The sequence below is a fragment of the Emticicia aquatilis genome (assembly GCF_014644295.1).
Taxonomy (GTDB): domain Bacteria; phylum Bacteroidota; class Bacteroidia; order Cytophagales; family Spirosomataceae; genus Emticicia; species Emticicia aquatilis.
In genome coordinates, this window is the sequence record NZ_BMKK01000010.1 from 118,392 (window position 1) to 129,770 (window position 11,379).

General features: G+C 32.6%; 5 protein-coding genes. 2 read left to right on the plus strand and 3 right to left on the minus strand.

Annotated features, from left to right (window positions below):
* Positions 1–78: 78 nt before the first annotated feature.
* Positions 79–1,113, plus strand: a complete 1,035-nt coding sequence (locus IEX65_RS21135) for a phospholipase D-like domain-containing protein (protein ID WP_188769074.1) — start codon at positions 79–81, stop codon at positions 1,111–1,113.
* Between the two features lie 336 nt (positions 1,114–1,449).
* On the plus strand, positions 1,450–4,767 hold the full coding sequence (locus IEX65_RS21140) for a CHAT domain-containing protein (protein ID WP_188769075.1): 3,318 nt from the start codon (positions 1,450–1,452) through the stop codon (positions 4,765–4,767).
* On the opposite strand, the gene IEX65_RS21145 is transcribed toward IEX65_RS21140, so the two are convergent.
* The 3 genes from IEX65_RS21145 to IEX65_RS21155 are packed head-to-tail and all read right to left on the minus strand — an operon-like array spanning position 4,709 to position 11,354.
* Positions 4,709–7,897: a WD40 repeat domain-containing protein gene (locus IEX65_RS21145; RefSeq protein ID WP_188769076.1), complete on the minus strand. Its 3,189-nt coding sequence runs from the start codon at positions 7,895–7,897 to the stop codon at positions 4,709–4,711. The two genes, IEX65_RS21140 and IEX65_RS21145, sit on opposite strands and share 59 nt — an antisense overlap.
* A complete protein-coding gene (locus IEX65_RS21150) occupies positions 7,894–9,582 on the minus strand; it encodes an ATP-binding protein (RefSeq protein WP_188769077.1) in 1,689 nt (562 codons plus the stop codon). Before IEX65_RS21150 ends, IEX65_RS21145 begins: the two co-directional genes overlap by 4 nt.
* Positions 9,579–11,354, minus strand: a complete 1,776-nt coding sequence (locus tag IEX65_RS21155; RefSeq protein ID WP_188769079.1) for a hypothetical protein — start codon at positions 11,352–11,354, stop codon at positions 9,579–9,581. Before IEX65_RS21155 ends, IEX65_RS21150 begins: the two co-directional genes overlap by 4 nt.
* Between the last annotated feature and the right edge of the window lie 25 nt (positions 11,355–11,379).

The following is an 11,379-nucleotide window of genomic DNA, read 5'->3' on the forward strand; positions in this document are numbered from 1 at the left end:
ATTGACTAAAATTGTATTTATTATGTTACAATTTTATAGTTTGTCACACTAACACTCTAATTGCTTTATTCAACCAATATGTCATCCACGAAATTCTTTACTAACGAAAGCAATAATACTCTAATCAATAAAATCGAAGGAATCTTCAACCATAGAAATATTCATTTTTTTGACGCTTTAGTAGGTTATTTTCGTGCGACTGGATATTTCCGCATTCGCCCTTTTATCGAAAAATCTCAAGAAATCAGAATTTTAGTGGGTATCAATGTTGATAAACTGATTGTAGAAGCCCAAAAGCAGGGAGTTCTTTTTGAAGTAGATGTATTAAAATCCCAAGAAGATTTTGTAAAAGACATCAAAGAGAATATCCAAAAAGCTGAATATAAAAAGGAAATTGAAGATGGAATGTTGCAATTGATTAAAGACTTACAAAACGGCAAAGTTAAAATCAAAGTCCATCCTAAACAGAATATTCACGCTAAAATTTATATTTTCAGAGAAGAAACTAAGCATAATCATGGATACGGTGCTGTAATAACTGGGTCAAGCAACTTAACAGAAGCAGGCTTAGAGCGGAACTTTGAATTTAATGTTGAACTCCGTGAAGATGCCGATATTGAATTTGCTACCGATACCTTTAATAGATTATGGGAAGAAAGTATTCCTGTATCAGAAGAATATATTGAGAAAATCAAAAAAGAGACCTATCTCAATGATTCTTTTACTCCCTATGAAGTTTATATCAAGTTTTTGATTGAATACTTTGGTAAAAGTGTTGAATTCGACCCAAACTCAGTATCAGATTTGCCCAAGGGATTTAAACGCCTATCTTACCAAGTTGATGCTGTCAATGATGGATACAATAAAATGATGCGTCATGGGGGCTTTTTCTTAGCAGATGTAGTGGGTTTAGGCAAAACAATTGTTTCTGCACTCATTGCCAAAAAGTTTTTCTACTTTAATGGGTTTCCAAGTTATGTTTCTCGTACACTTATCATTGTTCCGCCAGCTCTTAAAGGCAACTGGGAAGAAACGCTTGATAAATTTCAATTCATTAACTATGATATTGTAACGAATGGGAGAAGGATTATCAACAGATGCAGCAAAGTATGATTTATGGCAAGAGTCTTAGTTTTCAAGAGTTGATAAATCGAATCGAAGAACTAAAAAATAGAATAAATAGAAGATAATGATTTAGTCAATTCCATTTCTAAACTTGCTGAAGTCCATCAAAGTTTAGGCAAACAAGCTTTTGAAGCCTATAAAATACCAGTCGAAAATCTTATCAGAAGTAAAAGCACCAACCAACAACAAATTGAGCATTTATTGGATGGTATTTTTAGTTTCTGTTTTAATGAAGATATGCTCCAACTGTATCAACATCTTTGGATTTGATTGTGCTAATATCACATCAAATTAACTAAATTTGAGTAATAAATCTGAAAACCGATGAAAGAAGAGTTACCTAATGTGATGTTGCCTTTTGTGAAAGATTATTTTCAGGCGAACTATTATGAGGTTATCAATATTAACTCAGAATCAGTAGAACAGAAAGATAAATTACTACTTTACCAATTTAGGTCTTTGCAAGAGCTTGGAAAGTTTGTGGAAGCAAATATATTTTTAAAAGAAAAACTCAAAGTTGTAACTGATGAATTAATCTACAAGCATTTGAGTCTCTGGAAATGTTTTAACGAAATATTTATTCAAGCATTTGAATCATTTGAAATTGGTTTAAAAGAATTTGAGGCAGTTTTTGCAAAATTTCAACAGAATGACAGCCAATTATTGGCTTTATACTATGGTCTTAAAGCTCGTCTGCTTGAACTCGGAATTAGCTTAGGCTTTTTATCCTCTTTACAAAAAACTGAGGCTATTAATCTTCATAATCATTCATACGAGTTTTACATTAAAACAAACAACTTTGAAGAAGCACTCCTCACTAAATATCGAATAGTTGAACTACACTTAAAAGGACCAACATCTAATAAACTTGAGTCAAATAAACTTCTATTGCAAATAATAACCGAATCCGAAAAAATTCAATTCTCCTATCTGCTGATTAAAGCCAAATTGAAGATTGCACAATTAGAGTTTGAGGAAGCCGCTAATACAGAAACACTCGATTTCAATAAAGTTGATAATACATACAACGCAATACTCGAAATTGCAGAAGCACACAAATTGGATAATGGTGCGGCCAATGTATTTTATGAATTAGGTACATTGCTTTTAGAATATGGCTATGCCAATGGAATAAACTTGTTAAATAAGGCAATTGAAAGATATAAAATATTAAAGGAATACACTAAAATTCAACAGTCGTGGCGAAACATTGCCCGTTGGCACTTACAACGTGGTGAAGAAGCTGAAAATATAAAAGCGGAAGCAGAAGTTAACCAGTTAAATGAACATATTTCTATTCAACTTTCTGAGCAAATCGAAGACCTATACAAAATTTTTGTTGCTCAAAAACAAGGAGATGCAGCTTATATTTATGGTTTTGATGATAAATCTGAACAAAAAAACAATAGTTGGATTAAAAATCAAAGACTTACTTTAAAGGCCAATACTTATATTTCGGTTGGCAGACAAGCCGAAGGAATTGCTTTAATGAAAGAAATAATTTCAAGATATAAAACTATTGGTGTTACACCTTTTCTTTCTGAAGCTTTGTTCAACCTCTCCAATGTTGTAGTTAGCGATAATACGCAAGAAGCAATTCGCTTCATCAATGAAGCAATCAAAATAGACGAGATTTTAGAGGATTACTATGCTTTGTCACAAAGATATTTTCAATTGGCTTCACACCTATTTTTTTATAATAAACCGAATTTTATTTTTAGTTCTGAAATAGAAGATTACTTTAATAAAGCCGAAAAATATGCCTTGAGTTCGCACAAAGTTGATTTTAAACTTCAATTAGGGAATATTTATCAAACAAAAGGACAGTTGTACGGAATCATAAATGACTACGAAAATGCAGGGAAATACTTGACACAGGCAGAAAAAATATTTGACAATTATCATTTAACGCCTCAATTAGCTTTTACCTTATCACAACAGGGTCTTGTATTACTTAAAGTTACACGTGAGTTTAAGAACCCTAAAACTTTTGATGATGCTTACGAGCGTTTTTCCGAATCTGCAAATTTGTTTAAATCAAATAGCTTGAATACATCTTTGTGGCGTACTAAGTTTCATCAGGCTCTTTGTAAATACGAGTTGGCACAAAATTTACCCTCTAATAGTGAGGAATTTTATCAAAATTTAGAACAAGCCGAATGGCATTTCAAAGAAGCAGCTCTCTTAGTAGATGAGCTTAGATTTGTGGCTGATAATAAAACTGGTATCCAACGCCAGTTGGCTGTCTCTGATTTTGGGGAAGACAAACAAGACCTCTATCTTCAAGCATTTTATGCCAATTTTTGGATGAAGAAAGATTATATCAATGCCATAACTTGGCTCGAAAGAATGAAAAGCCAATCATTCCTTTTAGAAACTTCGGTCGAAAAAATTAAAATAAAACGAACAAAAACATACGACGACTACAAATTACTACTCCAGAAATATCAAGCCGAAGAGAAAGCTTCTAAAAAACTTCTTCTAAAAAGTAAAATGGAACAACTTTTATCTAATCTCTTTAACTACTCAAATATTGAAAAGAAAACTGGATATATAGAACCCATTGCTAATTTTAATTTGATAAAAGATTTAGTCAAAAGAGCCGAAGAAGCCAATGGGCAACAAATATTAATTGTTCAGTACTTTAGTGTACCGACTTTGACTGTTGCTTTTGGCATTCGTTCTGACTGGGAGCAACCCAAAATTTATCGTATTAATTTAAATTATGAAACGTTAAAGAATACTGTAAAAACTTTTTTTCATAAAACTGAAGGAGTAAGAAATGCCGAAAGTAGCACCAGTGAAAACAGATTTTTGGAAGAGTTTAAAGAAAAAAAAGTTTGGGATATAAGCTTTGAGCAAAATTGGCAACAATTCAATAGTCTAATTACACCAATCAATGAATGGGCCAGCACTGATGACATAGTTTGTTTAATACCACACGGTATTTTGCATGATTTACCTTTACACACACTCAAAATACAACCAAACCAATATTTCATTGAGCGAAACCCCATATTTTATAGCCCAAGTTTATCTATTCTACAACAAACCTTGGAAAGAAAGAAAACACGAAACAAAAAAGATAAGAAAGCTGTATTTGGCAACCCAACACATGATTTGCCTTTTGCAACGACTGAGGCAGAATATATTGCAGAAAAGATAAATGATGCTAAACTATTACTGAACGAAGCCGCCAGCAAAGACAAGTTTTTAGAACTGTACCCCAAAAGTGCACTCTTACATTTTGCTGGACATGGTAAAGCTCAAGCCTCCAATGGCTTAGAACAATACATTTTATTGGCCGATAAACAAAAACTAACGGCAAAAGAAATCTTTGAACAAAAAACCAGTGCCGATTTAATTGTGTTAAGTGGCTGCGAAACAGGTGTGAACGAATACCAAACAGGTGATGAACTTTTTGGAATGGTACGCTCAATCTTAAACTCAGGAGCAAAAAGCTTGCTTGTGAGTTTATGGGCAGTAAATGATAGCTCCACCTCTAAATTATTCACCAGTTTTTACGACCAATATACAGTTCAAAATAAAGCAAAAGCACTACAAATGGCCATGAAAACCATGATTAGCGAAGGTTACGGCTTTTACCATTGGGGAGCTTTTGTTTTGGTTGGGAAGTTTTAGGTTTTACAATCACATCTTTGATTTCATACTTCTTTTTTATTTCATCATCTAAAGGCAAAAGATATGTATCCTTAAATGCTTCTTTCCATTCTTCTATTTCTTCATAAGTATAATCTAAAGGTTCGCCATCTCCATAGCTAAATAGATTACCTTGTTGGGTTTGTAAGTCTGTTTTAATGATGGCTTTACCAACCGTTGCAAATAGATAACGACTATCTATTATTTTTGCATTAGTTGGGATTTTGTTTACCCATAAAGTTTGAAGGGCTTTACCTGTGCTTAGCTTCCAGGTGGTTATTTTATGTTTGGATATTGTGATTAACCATTTACCGTCATCAGAAACGGTGGCAGAAATAATACTTTTTTCATCCTTTAAGAAATCAGGAGATTTACCGCTTCCTACTTCCCAGACTTTGGATTCATCATTGCTATTTCTCGTCACCAACCATTTACTGTCATCAGAAAAGGTGGCATAAAGAATACTTTTTTCATCCTTTAAGAAATCAGGAGATTTTCCGATTCCTACTTCCCAGATTTTGGATTCAAAATTACTATTTCTCGTCACCAACCATTTACTGTCAGATGAAAAGATAGCATCACTAATACTTTTTTCATCCTTCAAGAAATCAGGAGATTTTCCGATTCCTACTTCCCAGATTTTGGTTTCAAAATTACTATTTCTCGTCACCAACCATTTACTGTCCTTTGAAAAGGTGGCATTATTAATACTTTTTTCATCCTTCAAGAAATCAAAAGATTTTCCTATTCCTAATTCCCAGACTTTGGATTCCAAATTGATATTTGTAGTCACCAACCATTTACTGTCAGATGAAAAGGTAGCATAAATGATACTTTTTACATCCTTTAAGAAATCAGGAGATTTTCCTATTCCTAAATCCCAGACTTTGGATTCCAAATTGATATTTGTAGTCACCAACCATTTACTGTCAGGTGAAAAGGTAGCATAAATCATACTTTTTTCATCCTTCAAGAAATCAGGAGATTGACGGATTCCTAATTCCCAGACTTGAGATTCATTATTTCCATTTCTTGTCACCAACCATTTACTGTCAGATGAAAAGGTGGCATCACTTATACTTTTTTCCTCCTTTAAGAAATCAGGAGATTTTCCGATTCCTAATTCCCATAATTTGTATTCAAAATTGCTATTTCTCGTCACCAACCATTTACTGTCATCAGAAAAGGTGGCATCACTAATGCTTTTTTCATCCTTCAAGAAATCAGGAGATTTTCCGATTCCTAATTCCCAGATTTTGGATTCAAAATTACTATTTCTCGTCACCAACCATTTACTGTCATCAGAAAAGGTGGCATCACTAATGCTTTTTTCATCCTTCAAGAAAACAGGAGATTTACCGCTTCCTACTTCCCAGACTTTGGATTCATCATTGAAATTTATCGTCACTAACCATTTACTGTCAGCAGAAAAGGTGGCATAACGAATACTTTTTTCATCCTTTAAGAAATCAGGAGATTTTCCGATTCCTAATTCCCAGACTTTGTATTCAAAATTACTATTTATCGTCACTAACCATTTACTGTCATCAGAAAGTGTGGCAACACGAATACTTTTTTCATTCTTTAAAAATTCATGATTTTTACTGCTTCCTACTTCCCAGACTTTGGATTCATCATTGAAATTTATCATCACCAACCATTTGCCATCATCAGAAAAGGTGGCAGAATGAATACCTTTTTCATCCTTTAGAAAATCATGATTTTTACCGCTTCCTACTTCCCAGACTTTGGATTCATCATTGCCATTTCTCGTCACTAACCATTTACTGTTATCAGAAAAGGTGGCAGAACGAATACTTTTTTCATCCTTTAAGAAATCAGGAGATTTTCCGATTTCTAATTCCCAGATTTTGTATTCAAAATTACTACTTCTCGTCACCAACCATTTACTGTCCTTAGAAAAGGTGGCATCACTTATACTTTTTTCATCCTTTAAGAAATCAGGAGATTTTCCGATTTCTACTTCCCAGACTTTGGATTCATTATTGCCATTTCTCGTCATTAACCATTTACTGTCAGATGAAAAGGTGGCAGAAATAATACTTTTTTCATCCTTTAAGAAATCATGATATTTTCCGATTCCAACTTCCCAGACTTTAGATTCCAAATTGCTATTTGTAGTCACCAACCATTTACTGTCCTTTGAAAAAGTGGCATAACTAATACTTTTTTCATCCTTTAAAAAATCATGATTTTTACCGCTTCCTACTTCCCAGACTTTGGATTCATCACTGAAATTTATCGTTACCAACCATTTACTGTCAGCAGAAAAGGTGGCATCACTTATACTTTTTTCATCCTTTAAGAAATCAGGAGATTTTCCGCTTCCTACTTCCCAGACTTTGGATTCATTATTGCTATTTTTTGTCACCAACCATTTGCCATCATCAGAAAAGGTGGCATAACGAATACTTTTTTCATCCTTTAGGAAATCATGATTTTTACCGCTTCCTACTTCCCAGAAGTTGGATTCAAAATTGCTATTTTTTGTCACCAACCATTTACTATCCTTAGAAAAGGTGGCTGATTTAACATTTAAGAATCGCCCTTTTTCTTGGAAATGATGATTATTGCTATTATTAAAGATTAGAGAGTCTTGTTCTCTAATCACATTTCGGGTCTTAATATCTTTTGTTAGTTCCAATGCCTTATCTAATAAATTTAAACCCTGAATTGGGTTAAGTTTACCAGCCTCCGAGGATAAGTAAAGTGCTTTGGCGTTGTTAGTGGCTATTTGGGCTTGTTTAAGTGCTTTAATAGTCTCTTTAGTTTTTTTGTCAGCAATTTCCTGTAATTTTATTGCACTATTCTTAGCATTATCAGCTAAAATTCTTAAAGAGTCAACCCTATCAAAAAGTTGAATAGTCAAATTTAGAATTTCTTCTTCGCTCGCTGACTTACAATCTCTTGCCGCAACTAATGAAGAGTATAATTTACGAATAGATTTACTATACTTAGGGGGCGTACAAAACTCCAATATTTTTGCTTCCTTTTTTAACCTATCAAGAATTTCGCAGGGATTTTCTTTTTTAGTTTGAGCATAGGAGATATTTGACAGAATCAGTAAAAGAATTGTGATAATTGTTTTCATAGATTTAATTTTTTCTCAATTCTATTTTTAAGTATCTTTATTTCGCTATCATTAGGTTTAAGGCTATCAGCTTCAGAAATTTTATCTAAAGCATTTTTATAATCTTCACTGCTTTCGTAAGTTGTTGCATCTATTTTTAAACGTTTAATCCTCTCATTGTAAAAATTTATTAAATTTGAATCAGCTTCTTTCTTCTTAAAAAGGGCATAAATTGCAATACCAATTACCACTATTAAAGAAAATAGAATCAATTTGAAATATTTTTTTGTTTTTTGGACCTGAGCTTCTAATTTTTGATTATTATAATGTAATTCAGCACTCTGCGACTTGAGACGCTCATTTTTATATTCCAATTCTATTCTTTTTTTTTCATTACTCTCTCGACTAATCTCAATATAATTTAGTAATTTTTTATAAATCGGTTCTTGACTAAGTTCTGAATCAATTAATATTTGGTATCTGTCATAAACAGCTAAATTTTGAATATCTAACAAACCGCCATTTTCTTTCTCAAAAAGCTCAAAATCATTTTTAAGTTTAAAGGTTAAATTTTTGATTAGCCTTTGTTCACCAGTCCTTTTTTTATCTAAAATTCCAGCCAGTGCATCATGGGCTAACTCATAGTATTCATTATCCTTTCTTAATAAACGAGCTTCTTGTAAAGCATTTAGACAAAGAGTTAAATCAGAGTCACCTAATCTGTTTTTGGGATTTAAGAGATTTGACCCTTCAATTATTGGGCGTTTAGTGCCATCGTCTGTTACAAAAGAATCCAATATTTCAATAATCCAATTGGATTGGCAATTCAATTTAGCAGCTATGGTTTTAAGTTGTTCTTCCAGATATATATTCAATACATTACTTACATCTCCTACTTTACTTATCGTACCTTCTGTAATTTCAACACTTGGTGTTACACCGCTCCATTCTTGTTCACCATACTTTTCTATATAGGCAAATTTCCAAAGTCTATCCAAATAAACTTGTAGATAAGCTAACTGACTGGTAGCGTTTCCTTCGATTAAATTATCCTTGATTGCATTTTGTACATCTAAATTTTTCTGTTGCTGGTTTATTTTAAAGTACTCAAAAGTACCACTTAAAACTGCTTCAAGTTTTGAAGTATTCATGGGTTCTACCCTTATTCTAAAATCAAAAAGATTTGGAATATAACGCTCAAAATCATAGAGTTGCCCTAAAAACTCTTCTCTAATAATAATAATAGCCTTACAAGGAAGATTACGTTTTAAAAGCTGGCTAATGTTGCTAAAAAACAATTCTTTCTCTTCTGTGTTGGCATCTTTGGCTACTGTAAAAATCTCCTCAAATTGGTCAAAAATCAAATAAACAGGTCGGGAGTATTGGAGAAAAACTTCATAGACCAAATCATCTAAACTTTCAGTTAAAGTATTTTCGTCTAAGACACTTTTGAGTAAAGATTCGAGGCTTTTATTAATATTATTTCCACGTTTTATATAAAATGGGTGCCAGTCTGGCCCATCGTAATATTTTGCCAAGCCACATTGCACTAAGCTGGTTTTGCCAGTACCAGATACACCATATAGTAAAGTAATAGAGGTATTTCGTAATTGTTGAAACAATTGGCGTTCCTCGGTTTGTCGCCCAAAAAACGAGGCAATATCGGCCGAAGTATAGGCATCTAAGAACTTAAATGGACTTTTCATACGGCGTTTTCAATCGTTTTAAAATAAAGTTCCCATTCCGAATAAATCTCTACAAATACACGATTTTCAAAATCAATTTCATTACTAAATTTCGAGTTTTCTTGAAACATCAATTCCTTTGTACCACTACCCTCCATACTGCCATAAATCAAATATCGGTAATAAAAAAGCTGCAAATCCATTTTTACTTTTGAGATAACCATAAGGTTAGAGACAGTCGCTTTTTCGTTGAATAAAGCATCATCTAATAAAAACGGACTCAAGTTTAGGTATTCGAGTGAGCTTTCAATATTACCTTTATGCAAAATGATAGATGTATTATCAAGAAATGTTTCTAATGTTTCGGTGTCTTTACTTGGTTCAAGTCCACTCCATTGCTGCTTATAAATCTGGTGACTATATTTGGCATCCTCCTTCCTGCGACGGTTAAGTAAAATATTTTCAATCGTTGTAAGATTGTAATTTATTAGAAATAAGGTTTCTCTAAAGATAAATTCTAATTTTATTTCTACCAACTCTACCAAGCCTTCAGCTTCATCGTTACTTAGTGTAGCGTATTTTAGGCTTAGTTTTTCAAAGTAATCAAATATTTCAAAAAAGGTTGTGGAAAGTTCGGTCAATTCAATTACAAAAAGTGATTCTGCTTTACTCTTTAATATTTCAACCCAAAAAAATAATTTATCTGAAATTAAATAAGTTTTGGCTGGCTTATATGATTCTAATATGAAACTTGTTTGATTTGCATTGAGCTTTAAATGAGAATGATTGAGTAGATTATAAAGTTCAGCTTGTGCGATTGCAAATAATAAATCTGATATTGTGGTAAATGTTCTAATTAGTTCCCCTAAACGAGATTTGTCCACTTTATTGAAAAAATCTTTTTGTTGGTCTTTTGAATCTACAATACTTTCGGATGAATCTAATCTTTGTAAACGTTTACTAATCGGGAAAGGAAAAGATTTATAAATATCAGGTTTATAGGGATGTATGTTTGATATTACTTTTTTGTTATTCTCATAACGTTTTCTAATTTCTGAGTTATGTTTACTCAGCTCGGTAATAAGAGTTTTAAAAAGTCTAATGTTGGGTTGAAAATTTGAGTCGCTTATTTTTAGAAATTGATTAATATTTTTCTCTGACGCAGTGGATTCATTACTTATTGATATTATCCAAGAATCAATAATTGCAGAATCCGGTTTTGCCATTTCATCTAAAAATCTATGGATATTCAACCCTTGAGCTTGAACATGGGTCTTAATGACAGCTATTGCAATGTCGAAAGATTTCTGAAAGGAAAGACCGAATTCAAATAATTGCTCAAAAAAAGCTATACCAAAATCAGCAGCCACCTTATCTTGCACTTTTGAAGAAGTGGCAATAATTACAGGAAGTTTAAATTGGTTTTTATGAAAACTAATTTCTAATTGCTGTATCCAACCTTTGGTTGAGCATCCATTCAGAACCAACAATTTTAGGTTTGGACATAAAGCCAAGAGTTGAACTATACCAATGCTTTCAGTTTGTTCTTGTTCGGTAATGAGCTTATCTCCCGCTGAATGCCCACTGTAAGAAAATAAAAGTAGATTTTCACGGTTGATTTCATTTTTTAAGAAATCAACAATTTCTACACGTGTTGAAACCACTTTGTAATCAAAGTCGTCTTTTACATTTCTCCTCTCAATAATTTCTACAACTTTTGCTTTTTCATTAAGTAAGTTTTCCAGATTATCATCTGGATTAGCATAAACAAACAAGAAAATAGGTTTTGACATTAGATATTTTTTTCAATTGATATTA